We start from the raw sequence: 23,018 nt of genomic DNA, 5'->3' as shown, positions 1-23,018 counted from the left end.
GTCTTGTCACTCCCCTGTCAGTTCAATGAATCGTTTGACGATTTGTTTTCCGTCGATCGTTCCGACCGACTCTGGGTGAAACTGAATCCCGTATGTCGGGTGTTCGATATGTTCAAATGCCATGATCGTCCCGTCTACTGTTTCCGCCGTAATGCGTAACACGTCGGGTGCCGTCTGTCGGTCGACGATTAATGAGTGATACCGCATGACTTCGAATTGTTCTGCGAGTCCCTTAAATAAGTTCCCGTTCTGTCGAATCATCGATGTCTTGCCGTGCATGATGTCCGTTGCCTGGACGACTTGTCCCCCGAAGGCTTGTCCGATTGCTTGGTGACCGAGACAGACGCCAAGGATCGGAATCGAACCGGACAGTTGTTTGATGACATCTAGACAAATCCCGGCATCATTCGGATTACCTGGTCCCGGCGATAAAATGATTCCGTCCGGTTGCAAGTCTTGAATGCCTTCGATTGTCATCGCATCGTTACGGACGACTTGTACGGCGGTATGTTCCGCCGCATATTGATACAGGTTATAGGTAAAGGAATCATAGTTATCAATCAATAAAATCATTTCCAAACCTCCAGTAACGACTTCGCTTTATGCAATGTCTCTTCATATTCGAGCGTCGGGTCCGAGTCATAGACGATTCCGGCACCGGCTTGGACATAGGCCGTACCGTCCTTGATGACCATCGTCCGGATTGCGAGTGCAAAATCAAGATTTCCACTGACATCGAAGTAACCGACGGCGCCCGCATACACTTCCCGCTTCAACGTTTCATACTGTTCAATCAATTGCATCGCCCGAATTTTCGGCGCCCCGGAGACCGTTCCAGCGGGTAAACAAGAAATCAAGGCGTCGGCTCCTGTCTGCCCGTTCGCTAACGTCCCTTCGACGACGGAGACAAGATGCATCACGTTTTTGAAACGTTCGATTTCCATGTAGCGCGATACGTTAATGCTTCCGACCTGACAGACCTTGCCGAGATCGTTGCGGCCAAGATCGACGAGCATCCGATGTTCGGCACGCTCCTTCTCGTCTGCAACGAGCTCAGCTGCCAACCGTTCGTCTTCTTGTTTCGTTTGTCCTCTGCGCCGTGTCCCGGCGATCGGATTCGTCGTCACGCGTCTTCCCTTGACCTGAACGAGACTTTCCGGCGATGCCCCGAGGACAATCAACTCGCCGAGGTCGATATAAAAGAGATAAGGGCTCGGGTTGTCTTGCCGTAACTTCCGGTAGAAGTGAAACGGATCCCCCGCGAAGGTCGCATCGAGTCGTTGCGATAACACCAGTTGGAAGACGTCTCCTTGCCGAATATGTTGTTTCGCTTGTTCCACGAGCTGGATAAAATCTTCCTTCTCCATCTGCGGCTGATATGAAATGTTTTCAAGGGGACGTTCCAGTAAGGTTTGCTCCCCTGTCCGTTCGAGTTGTTGCTTTCTTTGTTCTAACCGCTCCATCATTTCACTGCGGTCCGTCACACCACCGAGTGACGTATGGACCAAGTGGACGCGATGTTCAAGATGATCGTATAAAATGATTTCATCATAGACGGCGAGTAACGAATCCGGTAGGTTCCGGTCAATCTTTGGCATCACTCCGATGTTTTCATAGGCGCGAATCGTGTCATAGCCGACGTAACCGATCGCCCCACTTAAAAAGGGTAAGTCCAGTTCACTTGTTGGTCGTGTGATGTAGTGTTGCAGTAAATGGACCGGATCGCCAATCGTCGTAACCGATTCGTCCGTCTTTAAATCATGCCGCGTGACTTGATTCCCCTCTGCCCGTAGCAAAGCGACTGGGTCGACCCCGATGATCGAGTAACGTGCGTTCCCTGACTGGGTCGAACTTTCGAGTAAACACTTTCGATTCCCGTCAATTCGTCGAAAAATCGAAATCGGTGTCAGCTCGTCCCCGTTCATCTCAAGTCGTTCGATTACTAATTCTTCTGTCTGAATCATCCTGATTTCGCCTCCTGGTATAAAAAAAGTCCTCCACATAGCAATTGCTACATGGAGGACGATTAACTCGCGGTGCCACCTCGATTGGAACGGTTGTTGCGTTCCCACTTTTCCGGTGCTTCCTCACTTCAAGGACACCGTAGCCTGCGATAACGGGGGCTTCCGTCATGACCTACTGTAAATTCAGCCATGCTCTCATGAGACCATTCATTAAACCTCCCTGTACCGAAGTCCCACCTTTCTCCGGCTCTCTGAAACAGTGATGTGTTTAATTACTTAACTCATTCATCGATTTTTTTATGTTGTTGCATACGAAAAGGGTCTTCCTGTCCATTCATGTGATCATTCACATGAAGGACGGGAAAACCCGCGGTACCACCTTCGTTGACTATCCAATAGTCCCCTCGAACGAACCGGCGCACCTGATTCGTCGTCCTCGATAACGGGAGGTCACCGTCAGAGCCTACTTCAAGTTCGGTCTGATGCTCAAAAGCCCATTCACCTGTTTCCCGATACTGATTCGCACCACCCATCAGCTCTCTTCAATCGTTTCACGGGCTACTCTTCTTCGTCGTAGCGTTATGTTGTTCAATTGTTTATTATATTACGTCGCTTCGGGCGACCTGTCAACTATTTAGTATAAAGCGAGTTGATCCGGGTCGATCGATTCGAGCGCCTGCTTGACGGTCTGCAGGAATTGACCGGCCACTAACCCGTCAAGTACACGGTGATCAATCGACATACATAAGTTGACCATGTCACGTGCTGCGAACATGCCGTTGACCCAAACCGGGCGCTTGACGATTGATTCCACGGATAAAATCGCCGCTTGCGGGAAGTTCAAGATCGGTGCCGATTGGATCGAACCGAACGAACCCGTGTTATTGACGGTAAACGTACCACCTTGCATCTCGCTTGACGATAACTTACCGGCCTGCGCCCGTTTACCGAAGTCATCGATTGCCCGAGCGAGTCCTTTAATGCTAAGTTCATCCGCATGTTTGACGACCGGGACGAATAACGCTTCTTGCGTCGCGACGGCGAGTGATAAGTTGATTGCCCGTTTTTGAATGATTTTATCGCCTGCCCACTGCGAGTTCATGATTGGGTGTTTCTTCAGTCCTTCGACTGTCGCTTTCATGAAGAACGGTAAAAACGTCAATTTGACGCCTTCTTGTTTGAAGAACTGATCTTTATGACGATTCCGTGCTTCGACCAGATTCGTCACGTCGACTTCAACCATCAACCAGGCGTGCGGTGCTTCTTGTTTCGAGCGCACCATGTTACTGGCGATCGCTTGACGGACACCTGCCGTCGGAATTTCAATATCGCCGTCTTCCGTCGTACTCATCGTCGGTTTTGGCGCAGACTTCGGTGCCGGAGTCTCGACTGCCGCTTCCGCTTTTGTCGGTACGGTCTCAATCGTCGGGGCCTCGACAACATCCGGCTGATTGACTTGACCGGATTCAACGAGCTTCAGCAAATCTTTGCGTGTAATCCGGCCGCCCGCTCCCGTCCCGTTGACGTGATCGAGATTGATGCCGTGTTCTGCTGATAACTTCAGCACAGCTGGTGAATAGCGTTTTTTCATCGACTGAACCGTTTCTACCGTCTGCTCTTTTACAGCCGGGATTTCTTCTTCGGTCGCTGCGACTTCCGTCGATCCACCACTGACTTGTAACGTGACGATTGCTTCCCCGACTTGGAGCGTGTCCCCTTCTTCAGCGAGCAGCTTGTCGATGACACCATCAAACGATGATGGTACTTCGGCTGTCACTTTATCGGTGATGACTTCAGCAATCGGATCATACTTTTTGACGGTATCTCCTGGTTTGACGAGCCATAACGAAATCGTTCCTTCCGTCACGCTCTCACCAAGTTGTGGCATCGTTAATGTTTCTGTCTTCATTGACGGGTCCCCCTCAGTACGCGTAGAGCGTCCGGATTTTATCTTCAATTTTTTCGCTTGAGATATTAAAGAATTTCTCCATCGTCGGTGCATATGGCATCGCCGGTACATCGGGTCCGCACAATCGTTCGACTGGTGCATCAAGATCGAACAATGCTTCTTCCGCGATGATCGCCGAGACTTCACTCATGACACTGCCTTCTTTATTATCTTCCGTCACGAGCAAGACTTTACCCGTTTTTTGTGCCGCTGCGACGACTGCCGCCCGGTCAATCGGATAGACGGTCCGAAGATCAAGGATATGGACGTCGATGCCGTCTTTTTCAAGACGTGCTGCTGCGTCAAGCGCCATTTGGACACAAAGTCCGTATGAGATGACGGTGACGTCTTCTCCGTCCCGTTTGACATCAGCTTTCCCGATTTCAACCGTATAGTCCTCTTCCGGAACTTCACCTTTTAACAACCGGTAGCCCCGTTTATGTTCAAAGAACAGCACAGGATCATTCGAGCGAATCGCAGCCTTCAATAACCCTTTGGCATCGTATGGGTTTGACGGAATGACGATTTTTAGACCCGGCGTCGAATTGAACATCGCTTCGACCGATTGTGAATGGTACAACGCACCATGAATGCCGCCGCCAAAGGGTGCGCGGATGACGATTGGACAAATCCAGTCATTGTTCGAACGGTATCGGATTTTTGCCGCTTCACTGACGATTTGGTTGACGGCCGGCATGATGAAGTCGGCGAACTGCATCTCAGCAATCGGACGCATGCCATACATGGCGGCTCCGATTCCAACACCTGCAATCGCACTCTCAGCGAGTGGTGCATCGATGACACGTTCTTCCCCGAACTGCTCGAGCAATCCTTGTGTCGCCCGGAATACTCCACCACGGACACCGACGTCTTCTCCTAAGATAAAGACGGAATCATCCCGTTCCATTTCTTCTTTGATTGCGCTATTGATGGCTTCAATTAAACTTAATGTCGTCATTTCGTTTCCTCCTCGTCGTACACGTAACGAAGTGCGTTTTCCGGTAAGTCATACGCCGCTGCTTCTGCATAAGCCGTCGCTTCTTCGACTTCACGTTCGAGCGTCGTCTCGATTTCTGTCGCTGACTCCTCCGTCAAGACACCCATATCAATCAATTTCGCACGGAAAATCTTGATGCCGTCACGTGTTTTCAGTTCTGCCAGTTCTTCTGCCGAACGGTATGATTTGTCATCATCGTCTGACGAGTGGGGGACAAGACGTTCAACTTCGACTTCGATTAACGTCGGACCTTCCCCACGAATGCCACGGTCACGTGCTTCCTTGACTGCTTTATAGACGGCGAGTGGATCAATCCCGTCAATCGTCACACCCGGCATGCCATAGCCGATTGCGCGGTCTGCGACATGTTTCGCTGACAATTGTTTCGAGAGGGGTGTTGAAATCGCATATTTATTGTTCTCACAGAATAGAATGACCGGTAATTTATGAATCCCGGCAAAGTTTGCTCCTTCGTGGAAATCCCCTTGGTTCGATGATCCTTCACCAAACGAAACGTACGCGACAAGTGGTTCCTTACGCATTTTCGCAGCCAGGGCGATCCCGACCGCATGCGGGACTTGTGTCGTGACAGGACTCGATCCCGTGACGATGTTTAAAGCACGTGAGCCGTAGTGTCCCGGCATTTGACGTCCACCTGAGTTTGGATCTTCCGCTTTCGCGAACGCAGACAACATGATGTCACGCGATGTTTGACCAAAATGAAGGACGACCCCTAAATCACGGTAGTACGGTAAAATATAATCCGTTCCTTTTTCGAGTGCGAATGCCGCCCCGACTTGCGCCGCCTCTTGCCCCTGGCAAGAAACGAGGAACGGAATCTTACCTGCCCGGTTCAATTTCCACATCCGCTCATCGATTTTTCGTGCCCGTACCATCGTCTCGAACATCTGGATTGCATCCTGCTCCGTCAGTCCGAGCTCAACGAGTTCTTTAAATTCTATTTTTTCCATCTGTTATTCCTCCTTATGCGTGAACCGCTAATCCGTCAACTGCTAATGCTGCTTCACCGAATGCTTCTGACAGGGCCGGGTGCGGGTGAACGAGCTGCCCGACTTCCCATGCCGTCGCATTCAAGACAAGCGCCAGCCCGCCTTCGCTAATCAGTTCCGTTGCTTTTGGTCCGACGATATGGACACCGACTAAATCGTCCGTTTTGGCATCAGAGACCAGCTTGATGAACCCGGCGGCTTCACCTTCGATGCGTGCCTTACCGAGTCCGTTAAACGAAAACATCCCCGTTTTGACGTCCATTCCGGCATTTTTTGCTTCAGCTTCCGTCAGACCGACCGAAGCAGCTTCCGGTACACTGTAGATACAGCGTGGGACAAACGCGTAATTGAGTGGCGTCGTCGATCCATTGACGATTGCTTCGACCGCTTTTGCGCCTTCAGCAGATGCAACGTGTGCCAGTTGCAGACGTCCGATGACATCGCCAATCGCATAGATATGATTGTCTTTTGTCCGGAAATCATCATCGACTTGAATAAACCCGTTTTCGACGACGATGTTCGTATTCTCAAGCCCAATCCCTTCGACGTTCGCCATCCGTCCGATCGCGACAAGCAACTTGTCCGCCGCAAGCGTCGTGATGTCACCATTTCGATCGACGTCGATCGTCACACCGGACTCCGTCATCTTGAAGCTGTCACTTTGCGCAGCCGCGCTCGTCAAAATCTTGACTCCGCGTTTTTTCAACTGACGAGCGACTTCACGACTGACCGCCTGATCTTCAGTCGGTAAAATCCGGTCGCTGAACTCGACGACCGTGACATTGACATCAAAGTCCGTCAACATCGATGCCCATTCGATTCCGATGACCCCGCCGCCGATGATGACGATCGAGGCAGGTAACGCATTCATGTCGAGTGCTTCATCCGAGCTGAGGACATATTCGGAATCAAACGACAGACCGGCTAGCGGACGCGGGCGTGATCCTGTCGCGACAATCAATTGACGCGGTAAAATCAATTCCCCTTCCCCTTCTTCCGGTTCGACACTGATTGTCCCCGGCATCGGTGAAAAGATGCTTGGCCCAAGAATCGATCCCCGACCATGGAAGACTTCGATTTTGCCTTTTTTCATCAAATGTTGAATCCCGGATTCCAGTCCATCGATGATGTCTTGTTTCCGTTGTTTGACCTGTTCGAATCGTAAAAACGACTCCGGTACGTCGACGCCATATGTAGCGGCGTGTTTGACTGTCTGATAGACCGCTGCTGATTTCAAGAGTGCCTTTGAAGGGATACAGCCACGGTGTAAACAGGTTCCCCCGAGTTTTCCTTGTTCTACGATCGCGACCGTCTTGCCGGCTTGTGCAGCGCGAATTGCTGCGACATAACCGCCCGGTCCGCCACCTAAGACAACGACGTCGAATTCTCTAGCCATGTTGGTTCGCCTCCATATTCCTTAACTTCTTCTTCTCCACGTAACACGCGTATTACACCTTCCGCAAGTGCACGTAACTCATCTTCACCCGGAATCCGGATCACTTGTCCGAGGTGTGCGACGCGTTCTTCGATTGCACTCGTCAACCGGTCGCTGTATGCTAAGCCACCTGTTAAAATGATGGCATCGATTTGACCATATAAGACTGCACTTTGGGCAGCAATTTCTTTTGCAATCCGGTAAGCCATCGCGTCGTACAGTAAGGCAGCCTTCTCGTCCCCGGCATCGATTCGACGTTCAATTTCGATTGCGTCAAATGTCCCTAGGTGCGCGACAAGTCCGCCTGACCCTACGACCAGACGCTTCATTTCCTCGAGTTTATACTTGGTACTATAACATAGTTCTACTAGTTGACCAACAGGAAGGGACCCACTTCGTTCCGGCGAAAATGACCCTTCCCCGTCAAGACCATTATTGACATCGATGACCCGTCCGTCGAGATGTGCACCGACGGTAATCCCGCCCCCCATGTGTGCAACAATCAGACGCATTTCCTCATACGGCATCTCCGCTTGTTTCGCATATCGTTTCGCGACTGCTTTTTGATTCAAGGCATGAAAAATGCTTTTGCGTTCAAGTTCAGGTAATCCCGTAAGTCGGGCAATCGGCTCAAGTTCATCTACGACGACCGGATCGACGATGAACGATGGAATGGATAACGTGCGAGCGATTTCGTCTGCTAGTAGACCTCCGAGATTCGATGCATGGACCCCAAAAATGCCACTCAATAAATCTTCACGCATTTCCTGGTTGACGGCATACGTCCCACTGACGAGCGGACGAAGCAGGCCGCCGCGTCCAACAACCGCAGTAAGCGCTTTCAATTCAATCTTTTCTTGTGCCAATACATCCAACACCACTTGACGCCGTATTTCCAGCTGAGCGTGAAGCGGTCCTCCGACCGCTTCAGCTGGGTGGCGTAACGTCTTCGCAAACAACTGCTCCGCTCCTTCGAAGATTCCAATCTTCGTCGAAGTCGAACCTGGATTGATCGTTAAAATACGTTCGCTCATCTGAATCCTCCTCTTATCCGCGTGACCCTAAGATATTTTTATCACGACGTAAGAATTGACTGCGTGCACTGCGCATCGTCGCAATCCGCTCTTCTGCCATTTTTTCAGCTGCACGATACGTCGGCAAGTGGTCACGTTTTGAAATCTCGATGACTTTTGCGACAGCGTCATACACAAGTTCAACTTTTTTCATTGCCCGGTCACGGTTGTATCCATCCAGTTCGTCCGCGACGTTGATGACACCACCTGCATTGATGACGAAGTCTGGCGCGTACAGAATACCGCGTTCTTCGAGCATGTCACCGTGGCGATCTTCTTTCAGCTGGTTGTTTGCCGCACCGGCGATGACTTTGACTTTCAGTTGAGGAATCGTTTCGTCGTTCAATGTTGCCCCAAGCGCACATGGTGCGAAGATATCGGCGTCAACGCTGTAAATTTCATCTGGTCCGACAATTAAAGCACCGAATGCTTCTTCCGCACGACGTAAGGCATCTTGATTGATGTCCGTGACGATTAATTTTGCACCTTCTTCATGGAGATGGCGGCAAAGATTGAATGCCACGTTCCCGACACCTTGGATGGCAATTGTTTTTCCACCAAGCGAATCTGTTCCGTAGACTTCTTTGGCTGCTGCTTTCATCCCACGGTAAACACCGTACGCTGTGACCGGTGACGGGTTTCCGCTTGAACCGAAGGCTGGACTGACACCTGTCACGAAATCTGTTTCCATGTGAATATAATCCATGTCAGCGACCGTCGTATTGACATCCTCCGCTGTGATGTAACGCCCGTTCAATGACTGGACATAACGGCCGAACGCACGGAATAATGCTTCTGATTTTTGAGTTTTTGCATCACCGATGATGACGGCTTTCCCGCCACCGAGGTTGAGGCCTGCTGCTGCATTTTTATACGTCATCCCTTTTGATAAACGAAGAGCATCAACTAATGCTTCTTCGTCAGATGCATAGTTCCACATACGAAGACCGCCAAGTGCAGGGCCGAGCGTCGTATCGTGGATGGCGATGATGGCTTTTAACCCCGAAACTTTATCATGACAGAACACGACTTGTTCATAATCTTCCATTTCCATTGTTTCAAAGATACTAAAGCGTGTTTCTACATTTGTTTCAACCATTTTAAGTTCCTCCTCAGATTGTTTGTTTGATTTTTTTCGTTTGTTGCGCATTAAGTAAAGCAAAGGCTAATGAATAGAGTTTCGCTTCTGCCGTATCTGCCCGACTTGTCAATACGACGGGTGCTTTCGCTCCAACTAAAATCGCCGCGACTGAAGCATGTGCAAAATACATCAGTGATTTATAAATGACGTTCCCGACTTCAATTTGTGGCACGACAAGAAGATCTGCTGCCCCCGCAACGTCACCTGTCAGTCCTTTTTGTTTGGCTGCGTCTAGATTGACGGCGTTATCAAGCGCGAGTGGTCCATCGACAAGGCAATCCTTGATTTGACCGCGGCGGTTCATCTGTGTCAATAAGGCGGCGTCGATCGTCGCCTGCATTGTCGGATTAACGACCTCGACTGCTGCGAGGACGGCTACTTTCGGAAGTATATAGCCGATTGCGCGAAGTGCCGATACCCCGTTTTCAATGATGTGGACCTTATCTTCAAGCGTCGGTGCGATATGGATTGCAGCGTCCGTCAAACCAATTGCCGATTCGCGACCTGGTACTTCAAACAATGCGACATGAGATAAGACGTTCCCCGAACGTAATCCCATCTCTTTGTTCAGAACGGCTTTCATGAACGTTGCTGTCGGAACAAGTCCTTTCATCAAGACGCTCGCATCCCCTTTACGTACAGCGTAAGCTGCACGTTCTGCCGCCTCTTGAGCAGTCGCAGTGTGTGTGATCACAAATTGCGACTCTGACAATCCACGTGCATGGATCATCTGTTGAATCCGGGTCGCATCCCCAAATAAATGAAAGCGAGCTAAATCATGTTCAATCGCAAGTGCGACGGCGTCCATGACTTCTTCGTCATCCGCGGAAGCAATTGCAACGATTGAATCCTCAAGCTGAGCAGCTTGTTTTAGCATTTGATCAAACTTCACTTTGTTTCCCCCTAACCTGTCATTCAATTATTTAATAGCAATTTTCGTGCCAATATGAAAACGCTCTCTTTTCGGCATGAACCCTTTCTTAATTTTGCATTTAATTGCATTTAATGCAATATGTTGCACGCAAAAAACTGCAAATTATTGATAAATATTAAATCGCTCCACTTTATAATACAAAGCACGCAAGGAAATGCCGAGTTGTTTTGCGGCTTCTGTTTTATTGCCATCAAAAGCCTCGAGAGCTTCGCGAATCAAACGTTCCTCGACATAAGACATCTCGTCAGACAGATGCTTAATTTCTTTTTTAGGACGTTCAACTTGTTTTTTAGCGACCGGATAATCGAGCTGGAGGTGGCCTTTTCGTAAAACATCTTCCGTCTTGTCCGTAAAGATCAACGCACGACCGATGACATTCTCAAGCTCACGGACATTTCCTTTCCACTCCTGCTTTCGAATCACTTCCAGTGCATCTTCCGAAATCCGGGCGACGGACCGGCCATAACTTTGATTTAACTTCCGTAGCAAGTGCGTTGATAGCGGCAAAAGATCATCCGGGCGTTCACGCAAGGCTGGTATGTGAATCGGAAGTCGATTGATCCGGTAGTAAAGATCTTCGCGAAACTCACCGGTAATGATTTTTTGCTCCAGGTTCGCATTTGTCGCTGCAATGATTCTTACATCGACCGGTACCGATTTCGTCCCACCGACGCGAACGACTTCATTTTCTTGTAAGACCCGTAATAACTTCACTTGTACATCGAGCGGCAGTTCTCCAATTTCATCAAGAAAAAGTGATCCGCCATGCGCCTCTTCAAAATAACCACGCTTTCCACCACGGCGCGCTCCCGAGAACGCTCCTTCTTCATAACCAAACAGCTCACTCTCTAACAGACTTGGAGCGATTGCTGCACAGTTAACACGGACAAGCTGTTCGTATCGCCGCTCACTCGCAGCGTGAATCGCATGCGCAAACAATTCTTTGCCTGTTCCTGACTCTCCCCGAATCAAGACATTAACCGGCATCGTTGCAGCAAGCTTTGCTTGATCGACGACGAAACGCATCGCTTCACTTTCAGCGATGATATCGTCAAACGTATATTTCGCCTCGAGTGTCCGAATTTTTTGACGTGCCGCCTTCAATTCTTTCGCGAGCGCCTTCATTTCAGAAATATCACGAATGACACCAACCGACCCCCGAACTTGCCCATCCACGACGACCGGTTCCGCATTGACGATGATATCACGTCGATCGTGACCAATCTTCATCCGCGCATCACGAACACTTTCACCCGTCTCAAGGACGCGCAGGTGAACCGATTCCTGCATCCCGATGTCAGCGCTTGCTGGTTTACCGATGACGTCCTGTCCACTGTACCCCGTCATTCGTGTATAGGCCGGATTGATTAACATCGTTTGACCGTCTTGATCGGCAACCGAAATTGCCTCACTTGTACAATGGATGATGGCTTCAAGCATTCGTTCTTTTTCCGTCAGCCGTTCAATCAGAACACGTACGAATTCTCCCGGCAGAACGGCTGCTTCGGGAAAGAATTGAATCAACTGTTCGAATACGCCACGTTTTCCCGTCGCATCGATGATGAAGTCGACCGTCGTTCCTTCAAAGGCCGTCCAGGATGTCTCAACACGAATTTCTCCGCGTCTTGCCAGCTGAAGACCTGGTGCTTGTTCATTTGAATCAACGACTCCGATGACCGTCAAGAGCGGTGAACGTTGGAAGGCATGTAGCACTTCCGTCCCGCCTTGTCCGGCACCAACAATCAGAAGATGGTGCATCGTTATTCCCCCTTTGAAACTGCTTACATCTTTATCCTACCTATAATAAAACAAGAGGGCAAACCCGATTCGCAGTCTTACCTGATTTTTGATACAATACGCTTGGAAAGGGGTCACTTCTATGCGAATCATCGGACTACTAACTTTATTAATTCCTGGCATCATTGGAGCCATCGGAATCAAACTTATGCGTGACAGTGTCTTTTTAATTGCCCAGTTCCCGTTTGCATACCTTGGGGACTCGGCCTATGTATATGTTTTACAGGGGGTTGTCGGACTCGCCTTAGCGATGGGTGGGATTGGTTTTGTCGCAGGGTATGTTTTTTATCGTGATAAGAAACGTGGAAAAGTCTCCGAACGGTATCAAAAAAAGTGAACACAGAAAAAGGTCCCCATCTCTTGAACTCATTTCAAGCGCGGGACCTTTTACTCATATAAAGTTGGATTCACGTACGGATGAACTCCTCTCATAGTAGAACTATTCGTGTACTTCAATACCATAGGTTGTCCTCTTAATGAAGAGGTTGAAAGAAATCAGATCTGGCTATCGAGCGATCGATAGAATGGTGATACTACTCCATTATCTGACTGTACTTGGACCTAGGTGAAGCTTAATGTCATCCGCTTCGAGCAGTAACACTTTCGGTTGCTAACAATCACTGCTAGACAACACTCCTTTTCACGAACTGTACTTGTATTTCGGACATTTACGTTACCTTCCACTTTCCCCTTGCTTTGAAATCATGGAAGTCCCTATCACTTCGAGATTCTCATCTAGAAATGATACGAAAGGTCTTGATAAAACATCTATCAAGAGAATGTTGTCCATCATTCTTGAGCTATTTACAGGTAGCGTCCTGAGATGAGGCTTGTGGAATGGGTTCTCCGGAAACCGATTCGACTCGACGTTCATCTGACGTCTTTCCAAATGATTTGGTACCTTTATTATAACAAACATTTCAGTTTATGCAATGTTTTTTTATTGAATATTCTAATAAATATAAATAATTTCTTTTATTACTTCGTCACTCGCGCCTCTCACATCTCCCCCTCTTCGTTCTCACGGACGAGCTATCAGCTTTACAAGGTACTCTTTCTAGCAAAAATCATTTTGATTCACAGTAAAGACCACTCGATCTCACGGATCGAGTGGTTAATTTCAAGACGGTTTCATATAATTTGAGACGTACGAGATGAACTCCGAGTTTTTCGGACTCTTTTCTTGCTCAATCCGTCCCGTAAACAAGGTATGATCACTCATCCCTTCTTTCCAGGCCGATTTGATGGCATGGCGCATCGCCCGTTCCACACGGGAAGATGTCGTTTTATGGGTGCGGGCAATCGTCGGATATAACTCTTTTGTGATTAATCCGAGCAGCTCTTCACGTTCTAAAACGAGCCCAACCGCATCTTTTAAATAAGTAAATCCTTTAATATGCGGCGCAATCCCGACTTCTCGTAAAACGGTCGCTATTTTCGAATCCATCGTTTCCGGTTGAATCGTTGGATTATTGTTCGTCACAAGGCGAATTTTGTTGACTAACTGATTCATGCTGAACGGTTTCAGCAAGAAATAAGCAGCACCTAACGTCACTGCCTGTTGTGATACCTCATCTTTACCGAAGGCACTCAACATGATGACAGCCGGATTATTTTTTTGTTTCATCAATTCTTCGAGGACCCCTAATCCATCCAGGTGCGGCATGATGATGTCTAGCAACAACACATCGGTCTCGACTTCTTTTAATTTCTCAAGACACTTCTCCCCATCATATGCGACACATACGACTTCCATATCCTCTTGAGTAGCGAGATGCTGGCGAATCAATTCGACCATCTCTCGGTTGTCATCTGCGATCCCGACTCTAATCAATCCTTACACCCCATTTTTAAGCGATTCCTTCATACTCATTGCTTGGTCCATCAATTCTTCCGCATGACGAAGCGTCAAGTCCGTCATATGTGTTCCGGAAATCATCCGTCCAAGCTCATTTCCACGGTCTGCTTCCGTCAAGACGTTGACCTGTGTCGTCGTCCGGTCCGTCTCTTCGACTTTACGAATATAGAGATGCTGATCCGCCATCGAGGCGACTTGCGGCAAGTGTGTAATACAGAGCACTTGTCCTTCAATCGATAGACGATAGATTTTCTCCGCCATTGCTTGCGCGACCCGTCCCGATACCCCCGTATCGACTTCATCAAAAATAATTGATGCGACGCCGAGCGAACGCGAGAAGATTGACTTGAGTCCGAGCATGATCCGAGATAGCTCCCCTCCGGAAGCGACTTTCCCGAGCGATTTAAACGGTTCACCCGCATTGGTCATGATATAAAATTCAATTTGATCGATTCCATTTTTTCGTAAGGCCGGCGTTTTTCCATCTTGCATGAACCGAATTTCGAACCGTGCTTTTTCCATGTAGAGTTCACGCAATTCTAAATGAATCGCCTCACCAAGCAACTGTGCCGCTTTTCGGCGTGCCTTCGATAGCTTATTGCCAATCTCAAACAGCTCACTTTCAAGCAACTCGACTTCTGCCTTTAGCTTTTCAATGCGTTCATCACGATTCGTCATCGTATCAAGCTCAATCCCAATTTTTTCACCATAGGCGATGACTTCCTCGATTGTCGCACCATATTTCCGCTTCAGCTGTTGGAAAACAGATAAGCGCTGTTCAATTTCGTCTAACCGGTTCGAATCGAATTCTAATGTCTCAAGTTGATCACGAATCGCGTACCCGACTTCTTCAAGACCGTAAAAAGCGCTCGCGATGGCATCACTTTGATTCGCGAACTGATCATCGATGCTCGATGCTTGTTGCAGCTCCCGCATCGCATCCCCAACTGAATCAATCCCGCGCATTTCATCATGAAGCGCATCGTAGGCGGCTTTTAACGAATCGTGCAACTTTTCGAAGTTCGCGAGTCGGTTCCGTTCACTCAACAGTTCATCTTCTTCTCCTTGACGAAGGTTCGCACTCGTGATTTCTTCTGTCTGAAATGATAATAAATCAATCCGTTGTGCAAGTTCCTGCTCACTCTGTGCCAGTGATTGTAATGCCATCCGTTTTTCCTCGTACAGCCCGAACTTTTTTTGATACTCGTGCAGACGCGGGGAAATCGTCTCATGACCAAAATCATCAAGAATCGATTGGTGGTACATATTTTCCATCAAGTGTTGGTGTTCATGTTGACCATGGAGGTCCACGAGCACACGACCGAACTCACGTAAAATCGTCAGCGTGACGAGCTTATTATTGACACGACAAACACTTTTACCAGAAGCAAATAAGTCTCGGCGTAAAATGATGGATCCATCTTCGACGTCGATGCCATATTCTTCAGCTAATGTGTAGACCATATGCCCGTCCTCAATCATGAATAGTCCTTCGAGTTCCGCTTTATCTTCGCCGTAACGAACAAATTCAGCAGAACCCCGTCCGCCAATCAATAAACCGATTGCATCGAGGACGATGGATTTACCAGCACCCGTTTCTCCAGTCAAGACAGTCATTCCTTTTTTGAAATGAATCTGCAGCTGGTCAATGATCGCGAATTGTTTGATCGATAATTCAGCTAACATCTTGTCAACTCCTTAAAGCATCCCTAAAATTCGTTCCGTCACTTCTTTTGCTGTATCTTCACTTCGAGCAATCATTAAAATCGTATCATCGCCACAAACCGTCCCGAGCAGTTCCGACCAGCCTAAGTGATCGAGTAGGACACCGATTGCATTGGCGTTACCCGGTAAGACATGCATGACAATCAAATTTTGAGCAAAATCAATCGAAATAAAGCTATCACCTAGTAAACGGCGTAATTTCCCTAATGGATTAAAACGCTGATCGGCAGGCAAACTATACTTATAACGGCCATCGTTTAACGGCACCTTTACAAGATGTAGCTCCTTAATGTCTCGTGATACAGTCGCTTGCGTCACTTTGTATCCAGCATTCCGAAGTTCTTCGACCAATTCATCTTGAGTCTCGATTTCAGATTGCGTAATGATTTCCCGAATCTTAATCAACCGTTGCCCCTTTGTCATCCTTGCACCTCGCTATATTCTTCGCTGTTACTATTGTAATCCAATAAATCATGAAAAGTCCACGTTTGCCATTTTTCGTACGGGTCGAAAAAAGAAGCAGACTCCAACATGACGAAGTCTGCTTCCATGATAGTTTTCTTTTTTTACAACGCTTGATGTGCCAGACGAACCGTATCCGCTGGGTCAACGATTGTTTCCATGCCGGGTGTTGTCAGCTGCGCATGTAAGAGAAACTCGATATTTCCTTCACCACCTGTAATCGGTGAAAAATCAAGTTGCTTCACATGGAACCCTTCACGAATGAAGAATTCGACCATCTCCTCAAGAACTCGTCCGTGAACACGTTCATCCCGAACGATACCTTTTTTCCCGACATCGTCCCGTCCCGCTTCAAACTGTGGTTTGACGAGGGCAATGACGTCGCCCTCCTCAGCTAAAATCGTTTTCAGTGGTGGAATGATGAGACGAAGTGAAATAAAGGAGACATCGATTGTCGCGAAACTTGGCTGAACGGGAAACATGTCTCGTGTCGCATGACGGAAATTCGTTTTCTCCATCGCCGTCACACGAGGATCTGACCGAAGTTTCCAATCGAGTTGATTTGATCCAACATCAAGGGCGTACATATGTGCCGCACCATTTTGAAGGGCACAGTCCGTAAAACCACCTGTTGATGAACCGATATCGAGCCCTGTCCGGTCCGTCACGTCGATGTCAAAGACCTCAAGTGCCTTCTCCATCTTAAAACCACCGCGCCCGACGTATGGCATCACTTGTCCTTTAACGGCCAAGTCGATGTCGGACTTCACTTTTTCTCCTGCCTTCTCTAATCGTTCCGTTCCACTGAAGACGAGCCCGGCCATGATCGTCCGCTTCGCTTTTTCACGTGTTTCGCATAAACCGCGCTCGACGAGTAACACGTCGAGGCGGATTTTTTTAACATTTTCCATTAATCGTTACACACTCTGTTTCTTTCCTTGATTGACAAAAGCACGTACTTCTTCCGCGATTTGTCCAGGCAATAATCCGATTTCTTCAAGTAGCTCGTTGACGCCACCGTGCTCGATATACCAATCTGGAATACCGAATCGTTTGACGCGCGGGAACGCTTCCTGCTCATTCGCATGTTCAAGAACTGCAGAACCGAAGCCGCCTTTTAAGACTGCTTCCTCCAGCGTGACGAGTGGAATACCTTCCGCATACAGTGCATCCAACATCTTCCCGTCGAGTGGCTTGATTGTCCGCGCATTGATGACACGAACAGACAGTTCTCCCTCGAGCAGATCTGCGATTTTCAACGCATCTTGGACTTGTGGTCCGAATGCCATGATTGCAACATCTGTTCCTTCACGTTCGACTTCCCATGTATCGAGCGAAATTTCGTGTAACGTCTCATCCATCGTTACACCGATTCCTTCCCCTCTTGGGAAACGGACAGCAATTGGTCCTTCATACTTCACAGCCGAATAAAGTAAATGTTGCAGTTCGTTCTCGTCTTTCGCCATGACGATCCGGATATTCGGAACGTGGCGCATGAACGCGATATCGAAGACGCCTTGGTGTGTTTCTCCGTCTGCTCCGACAAGACCTGACCGGTCAATCGTAAACGTCACGTCAAGATTTTGACGCGCGACATCATGGACGAGTTGATCGTAAGCTCGCTGGAAGAAGGTCGAATAAATGGAAACGACGGGTTTCATCCCTTGCGTCGCTTGACCCGCCGCGAACGTGACGGCATGTTGTTCCGCAATCCCGACATCAAACATTCGGTTTGGGAATTCCTTCTCAAAGCAATCGAGTTTTGAACCGACGCTCATTGCCGGTGTAATCAATGTTAATTTTTCATCATCTCGTGCCATCTTCGTCAACGTATTCGCGACCGTGAATGAATAACTCGGCGCTTTCGATTTACCTTTGATGACTTCACCAGACTCCATCTTGTATGGTCCGAGACCGTGCCAGGTTCCAACTCCATCATATTCAGCTGGGCGATACCCTTTTCCTTTTTTCGTGATGACATGAAGCAGGACAGGACCTTGCTCTTTTTTGACGTAATTCAACTGTTCAATCAAATCCGTCAAGTCATGTCCATCGACTGGACCGTAGTAGTTAAAACCGAGTTCTTCAAAGAACATTCCTGGAACAAGTGCTCCTTTGACGGCTTCTTTTAGTTTTTCACTACCTTTTTCAAGACTTCCACCAATCAGCGGGATTTTCTTGATTAATGTCTCAAGTTCATCTTGCGCATAACGGACTTTACGTGAAGAACGAATACGACCTAACATCTGATGCATCGCACCGACGTTCGGTGCAATCGACATCTCGTTATCATTAAGGATGACGATGACATTTTGTTGTTCCGCACCGATGTGGTTTAAAGCTTCAAGTGCCATTCCACCAGTCAATGCACCATCTCCGATGATCGCAATCGCGCGGTCGTCATTTCCTTTTAACTCGTTTGAGACGGCAATACCCATCGCTGCCGACAACGAGGTCGAACTATGCCCAGTTTCCCAGACGTCATGAATGCTTTCATTTCGTTTCGGGAATCCGCATAATCCTTTGTGTTTGCGTAACGTATCAAACTGTCCCGCACGTCCCGTCAAGATTTTATGCACGTATGCCTGGTGACCGACATCCCAAACAAATTTATCGTTCGGACTATCAAATTCTCGGTGAAGTGCTAATGTCAATTCGACGACACCTAGATTCGGTGCTAAGTGACCACCCGTCGTAGCCAATTCTTCAATCAAAAAGCGTCGGATGTCGCCTGCGAACACATCGAGTTCTGAGACTGACATACGCTTTAAAAATGACGGATCCTGTATTTCTGTCAACTTCATACCTTACCGCCTCTTTTCCTTACATTCTTATATCGTTTGTACCCTACATTGTACTAGAACAATCTAATGAACGCCACATAACTGGCACATAAAAAAGACGACGCCAGGCGTCGTCGATCTCAATGGTCACGCTTGACGACGAAATCGAGCAAGTCCTTAAGTGTCGTCGCTTCGACCGATAACGCATCAATCGCTTCCTCAGCAGCTTGTACTTGTGCCGCAAGAGCCGTCTTCGCACCCTCTAGACCAAGTAGTTTCGGATAGGTCGCTTTGTCGTTTCCTTCGTCACTCCCGACCGGCTTACCAATCTTTTCAGCATCTCCCGTTACATCTAAAATATCATCTTGAATTTGGAAGGCGATTCCAAGATGACGTCCGTAACGTTGTAAGTGGACTACATCATCTTCGTTTGCTCCAGCAAGAATTCCTCCTGCCTCAACAGCAAACACGAGTAATGCCCCCGTCTTGCGCCGATGAATCGATTCAAGAGCCTCGACGTCATCAATGCCACCACGTTCACCGAGCATATCGTCAAGCTGTCCACCGACCATCCCGGCCGCTCCAGCTGCCATGGCGAGACGCTCGAGCAATTGAATCTTGACGTCTGCCGACGCGTCCGTCTCGAGTAAACAGGTAAAGGCATTCGTCAACAACGCATCGCCTGCTAAAATCGCTGTTGCTTCGTCAAACTCGATATGGTTCGTCTTACGCCCACGACGCATGTCATCATCGTCCATTGCTGGTAAATCGTCATGGATTAAAGAATATGTATGAATCATCTCAAGCGCTGCTGCCGTCGCGTCCCCTGTTGTCCGCGAGACACCGTATGCATCAAGGACAGCATAAATCAACGCCGGGCGGACACGCTTCCCTCCAGCATCGAGTGAATAGCGCATCGAAGCACGTAATTGTTCTGGTGCATCGAGTCGGGTCATAAATGATTCGAGCGCACGCTCGACTTGAGCTTTCCATTCCATCAAGGCAATCATTGTGCTCCCCCTTTTTCACGTAACGTTCCATCTTGTTCCAAGATTAAATCGAGTTTCTTTTCAGCTGTCGATAGTTTCCCCTGGCAAAGAGCAGTCAGTTTTACACCTTCCTCATACAACGTCATCGCTTGCTCAAGTGGGGCTTCCCCTTCTTCAAGCAATTCGACGATTTCTTCTAAGCGTTCTAACGCCGCTTCAAATGATTGTTCCGTGTCCATCTCACTCATCCTCTCGTTTCGCTAGAATACTTCCGTCATGAAACTGAATCCGGAAGGCGTCATCCGTCACTTGTTTTACCGATCGAACGACCTCTCCGTTTTGTTCGACATACGTATAACCACGTAATAAGACACGGGTCGGACTAACCGAGTCAAGGCGTGCCACCATTTGGTGCAATCGCTCATGCTTCATCTTCATGTACGGGCGAATCCGTTCCAACTGTTTACGCATCCGCTCAACTTCACGCGACTGTTCTTCAAGACGCTCCCGCACCGGAATCCGTGCTAAACGGTTCGATAGGTTCAACACGCCTTGCTGTTTCGTTAAAATGAGTTGTTTTCCGATCCGATTCAAGTTCATATCGGCCCGGTCAAGGCGCTCCTGTTTTAATCCAAGCAAAACGCGGGGGGACTTTAATCCATAACTCATTGCAAGCCGGGTCACTTGTTCCCGTCGGCTCTTGACGAAATAGTCATAGTTTCGTGTCAAACGTCGACTCAGTTCACCGACTCGTTTTTCCAGTTCGGCCGCCTCTGGTGTTACGAGTTCGGCTGCAGCAGTCGGTGTCGCTGCCCGGACATCCGCGACGAAGTCACTGATGGTAAAGTCCGTTTCATGACCGACTGCAGAAACAATCGGGATCTGCGACTCATAAATCGCCGTCACGACGTTCATTTCATTGAACGCCCAAAGTTCTTCGATCGAGCCGCCACCGCGACCAATGATTAACACGTCACACGCCTGACGCGCATTCATCTGTTCGATGGCACGAGTAATTTGCGGTGCCGCCTCTTTCCCTTGAACGAGCACTGGGGCGAAGACGATTGCCGCTTGCGGATACCGTCTCCGTAGTGTCGTCGCGATATCGTGAAGTGCCGCACCTTTTGGTGATGTGATGATTCCGACACGTTGCGGAAACGCTGGGAGCACTTTTTTTAACGCTGGATCGAACCACCCACGTTCTTCGAGTTGTTCTTTCAAACGGACGAAAGCTTCATACAGGGCGCCGACGCCATCTTCCGTCATCCGCTCGACGTAGAGTTGCATCTCGCCGGAAGCGAGATACACGGATAACCGGGCCGTCATGACGACACGCATCCCGTCTTTGATCGGTGATTTCAGGCGACTTGCGTCACGTGCGAACATGACCGCCTTCATCCGTGACTGGTCGTCCTTCAACGTAAAATAAAGGTGACCGGAAGAGTGTCGTTTAAAGTTCGACACTTCTCCCACCACCTGCACTTGCTGTAACAGCGAATCACTTTCAAGTTCACGTTTCACATACCCAACGAGCTCGGAAACTTGAAGTGGGTCATTCATCGTGCTGCCTCGATTGTATTATGGAGCAACATCGTGATCGTCATCGGACCGACACCGCCAGGAACGGGTGTGATCATCGAGGCGACCTCTTTGACCGAATCAAATTCGACGTCCCCGACCAGTTTACCGTCAACACGGTTGACACCGACATCGATGACGACAGCATCCGGCTTGACCATATCTGCCGTAATCAATTTTGGAACACCAACAGCGACAATCAAGATATCCGCTTGACGCGTCATCTCAGAAAGGTTTGCCGTCTTCGAGTGGCAGTAGCTGACTGTCGCGGATTCATTTAAAAATAACATCCCGACCGGTTTGCCGACGATTTGACTCCGACCGACGACGACGACGTGGCTGCCTTGGATCGGAACATTCATTTCTTTGACGAGGTGCAGAATTCCATTTGGGGTACATGGTAAGAACGTTGGTTCACCAATCATCATTTTCCCGACTGAGACCGGATGGAACCCATCGACGTCTTTGTCCGGTGAAATAGCGAAGATGACTTTACTCTCGTCGATTTGTTCCGGCAGCGGCAGTTGAACGAGAATTCCGTGGACACTCGCGTCTGCGTTTAGTCGTTCAATCAACTGGAGTAACTCCGATTCTGATGTCTCTGCCGGTAAACGAATCAAATCCGACTCCATGCCAATTTCTTGTGCCGCTTTTTCTTTCCCGCGGACATACGATTGGCTTGCTGGGTCTTCACCGATTAATACAACGGTCAATTTCGGTTGAATACGTTGTTCTTTCAGACGTGCGACTTCTTCTTTCAGCTTCAAACGATACGATTTTGCGATTTCTTTCCCATCGATTACTACTGCCATGATTTGTCCACTCCCCCAAAAAATTCGTTTCACTCTGCACCTTGAAAAAGGTTATCTTTATCTACTTATGAATTTTCTTTGACTGCTTGTTGTGCGACCTTACCAAGCACACCATTGACGATTTTCGTTGCTTCTTCGTCTGCGAACGCTTTTGTTAATTCGATTGCTTCGTTGATTGTAACGCGGATTGGAATTTTCGGTTCGAACATCAATTCATAGACGGCAAGACGAAGAATCGTCCGTTCGATGTTACCAAGACGCTCAAATGACCAGTTGACGAGCGCTGCCCGTAAATGTTGATCAATCTCATCCTTGTTCGTCTCTACACCAACTACTAATTGCTCTACAAATGTATCATATTCTTTGCCTTCTACTGCGAATTCAATGGCCTCTTGTGCAGACAAGTCAGAAAGTTCCATTTGGAACAAAGACTGTACTGCGAGTTCGCGTGCCATGTGTCGTTTCATCATGATTTCACGTGCTCCTTTTTTTGTCGTTCTCAATCAATTAGT

At 48.5% G+C, this 23,018-nt stretch carries 21 protein-coding genes and 2 other annotated features; of the genes, 1 reads left to right on the top strand and 20 read right to left on the bottom strand.

The window, feature by feature from the left end; all coding sequences use genetic code 11:
* Window positions 1–6: 6 nt before the first annotated feature.
* From KNP94_RS01415 to KNP94_RS01370, 10 genes are all read right to left on the bottom strand, one after another.
* On the bottom strand, window positions 7–573 hold the full coding sequence (locus KNP94_RS01415) for an anthranilate synthase component II (RefSeq protein ID WP_088836627.1): 567 nt from the start codon (window positions 571–573) through the stop codon (window positions 7–9).
* Complete coding sequence (trpE, locus tag KNP94_RS01410) at window positions 570–1,964, bottom strand: anthranilate synthase component I (RefSeq protein WP_215115100.1); 1,395 nt, start codon at window positions 1,962–1,964, stop codon at window positions 570–572. Before trpE ends, KNP94_RS01415 begins: the two co-directional genes overlap by 4 nt.
* Window positions 1,965–2,015: 51 nt before the next feature.
* Window positions 2,016–2,262: a binding site (T-box leader), on the bottom strand.
* 52 nt (window positions 2,263–2,314) lie between these two features.
* Window positions 2,315–2,548 (bottom strand) — a binding site (T-box leader).
* Window positions 2,549–2,598: 50 nt separating this feature from the next.
* Entirely contained in the window at window positions 2,599–3,873 is a 1,275-nt protein-coding gene (locus tag KNP94_RS01405) for a dihydrolipoamide acetyltransferase family protein (protein WP_088836624.1), read from the bottom strand.
* Between the two features lie 13 nt (window positions 3,874–3,886).
* Window positions 3,887–4,870, bottom strand: a complete 984-nt coding sequence (locus KNP94_RS01400) for an alpha-ketoacid dehydrogenase subunit beta (protein ID WP_088836623.1) — start codon at window positions 4,868–4,870, stop codon at window positions 3,887–3,889.
* On the bottom strand, window positions 4,867–5,880 hold the full coding sequence (locus KNP94_RS01395; RefSeq protein ID WP_029333083.1) for a thiamine pyrophosphate-dependent dehydrogenase E1 component subunit alpha: 1,014 nt from the start codon (window positions 5,878–5,880) through the stop codon (window positions 4,867–4,869). The genes KNP94_RS01400 and KNP94_RS01395 overlap by 4 nt, the downstream gene beginning before the upstream one ends.
* 13 nt (window positions 5,881–5,893) lie before the next feature.
* Window positions 5,894–7,315, bottom strand: coding sequence for a dihydrolipoyl dehydrogenase (lpdA, locus tag KNP94_RS01390; RefSeq protein WP_088836622.1), 1,422 nt, complete (start codon window positions 7,313–7,315; stop codon window positions 5,894–5,896).
* The gene (buk, locus tag KNP94_RS01385; RefSeq protein ID WP_214765372.1) at window positions 7,285–8,388 is read right to left on the bottom strand and encodes a butyrate kinase; all 1,104 of its coding nucleotides are present in this window, start codon (window positions 8,386–8,388) and stop codon (window positions 7,285–7,287) included. Before buk ends, lpdA begins: the two co-directional genes overlap by 31 nt.
* Before the next feature lie 13 nt (window positions 8,389–8,401).
* Window positions 8,402–9,526, bottom strand: a complete 1,125-nt coding sequence (locus KNP94_RS01380) for a Leu/Phe/Val dehydrogenase (protein ID WP_088836620.1) — start codon at window positions 9,524–9,526, stop codon at window positions 8,402–8,404.
* 13 nt (window positions 9,527–9,539) lie between these two features.
* A complete protein-coding gene (gene yqiS, locus KNP94_RS01375; protein WP_215115099.1) occupies window positions 9,540–10,460 on the bottom strand; it encodes a phosphate butyryltransferase in 921 nt (306 codons plus the stop codon).
* Between the two features lie 144 nt (window positions 10,461–10,604).
* Window positions 10,605–12,260 (bottom strand): sigma-54 interaction domain-containing protein, encoded by a 1,656-nt coding sequence (locus KNP94_RS01370; RefSeq protein WP_214765375.1) that lies wholly within the window; start codon window positions 12,258–12,260, stop codon window positions 10,605–10,607.
* A gap of 121 nt (window positions 12,261–12,381) precedes the next feature.
* On the opposite strand from KNP94_RS01370, the gene KNP94_RS01365 reads away from it, so the two are divergent.
* Window positions 12,382–12,636 carry a DUF2627 family protein gene (locus KNP94_RS01365; protein WP_029333078.1) on the top strand — a complete coding sequence of 85 codons (255 nt, stop codon included), beginning with the start codon at window positions 12,382–12,384 and terminating at the stop codon, window positions 12,634–12,636.
* Window positions 12,637–13,419: 783 nt separating this feature from the next.
* Here the strand turns inward: KNP94_RS01365 and spo0A are convergent.
* From spo0A to nusB, 10 genes are all read right to left on the bottom strand, one after another.
* Window positions 13,420–14,133 carry a sporulation transcription factor Spo0A gene (spo0A, locus tag KNP94_RS01360; RefSeq protein WP_029333077.1) on the bottom strand — a complete coding sequence of 238 codons (714 nt, stop codon included), beginning with the start codon at window positions 14,131–14,133 and terminating at the stop codon, window positions 13,420–13,422.
* 3 nt (window positions 14,134–14,136) lie between these two features.
* Window positions 14,137–15,843, bottom strand: coding sequence for a DNA repair protein RecN (gene recN, locus KNP94_RS01355; RefSeq protein WP_215115098.1), 1,707 nt, complete (start codon window positions 15,841–15,843; stop codon window positions 14,137–14,139).
* 12 nt (window positions 15,844–15,855) lie between these two features.
* Window positions 15,856–16,305, bottom strand: coding sequence for a transcriptional regulator AhrC/ArgR (ahrC, locus tag KNP94_RS01350; protein WP_088836615.1), 450 nt, complete (start codon window positions 16,303–16,305; stop codon window positions 15,856–15,858).
* A gap of 143 nt (window positions 16,306–16,448) precedes the next feature.
* Window positions 16,449–17,255 carry a TlyA family RNA methyltransferase gene (locus KNP94_RS01345; protein WP_088836614.1) on the bottom strand — a complete coding sequence of 269 codons (807 nt, stop codon included), beginning with the start codon at window positions 17,253–17,255 and terminating at the stop codon, window positions 16,449–16,451.
* A gap of 6 nt (window positions 17,256–17,261) precedes the next feature.
* Window positions 17,262–19,148: a 1-deoxy-D-xylulose-5-phosphate synthase gene (dxs, locus tag KNP94_RS01340; RefSeq protein ID WP_029333073.1), complete on the bottom strand. Its 1,887-nt coding sequence runs from the start codon at window positions 19,146–19,148 to the stop codon at window positions 17,262–17,264.
* 119 nt (window positions 19,149–19,267) lie between these two features.
* Window positions 19,268–20,137 carry a polyprenyl synthetase family protein gene (locus KNP94_RS01335; RefSeq protein WP_088836613.1) on the bottom strand — a complete coding sequence of 290 codons (870 nt, stop codon included), beginning with the start codon at window positions 20,135–20,137 and terminating at the stop codon, window positions 19,268–19,270.
* A complete protein-coding gene (locus KNP94_RS01330) occupies window positions 20,134–20,355 on the bottom strand; it encodes an exodeoxyribonuclease VII small subunit (RefSeq protein WP_029333071.1) in 222 nt (73 codons plus the stop codon). Before KNP94_RS01330 ends, KNP94_RS01335 begins: the two co-directional genes overlap by 4 nt.
* A gap of 1 nt (window position 20,356) precedes the next feature.
* Entirely contained in the window at window positions 20,357–21,676 is a 1,320-nt protein-coding gene (gene xseA / locus KNP94_RS01325; RefSeq protein ID WP_088836612.1) for an exodeoxyribonuclease VII large subunit, read from the bottom strand.
* Window positions 21,673–22,506, bottom strand: coding sequence for a bifunctional methylenetetrahydrofolate dehydrogenase/methenyltetrahydrofolate cyclohydrolase FolD (gene folD, locus KNP94_RS01320; protein ID WP_088836611.1), 834 nt, complete (start codon window positions 22,504–22,506; stop codon window positions 21,673–21,675). Before folD ends, xseA begins: the two co-directional genes overlap by 4 nt.
* 65 nt (window positions 22,507–22,571) lie before the next feature.
* On the bottom strand, window positions 22,572–22,973 hold the full coding sequence (nusB, locus tag KNP94_RS01315; protein ID WP_239456902.1) for a transcription antitermination factor NusB: 402 nt from the start codon (window positions 22,971–22,973) through the stop codon (window positions 22,572–22,574).
* Between the last annotated feature and the right edge of the window lie 45 nt (window positions 22,974–23,018).

Source organism: Exiguobacterium sp. s80 (assembly GCF_018618725.1).
Classification (GTDB): domain Bacteria; phylum Bacillota; class Bacilli; order Exiguobacteriales; family Exiguobacteriaceae; genus Exiguobacterium_A; species Exiguobacterium_A oxidotolerans.
This window is presented reverse-complemented; position numbering and strand designations above follow the sequence as displayed.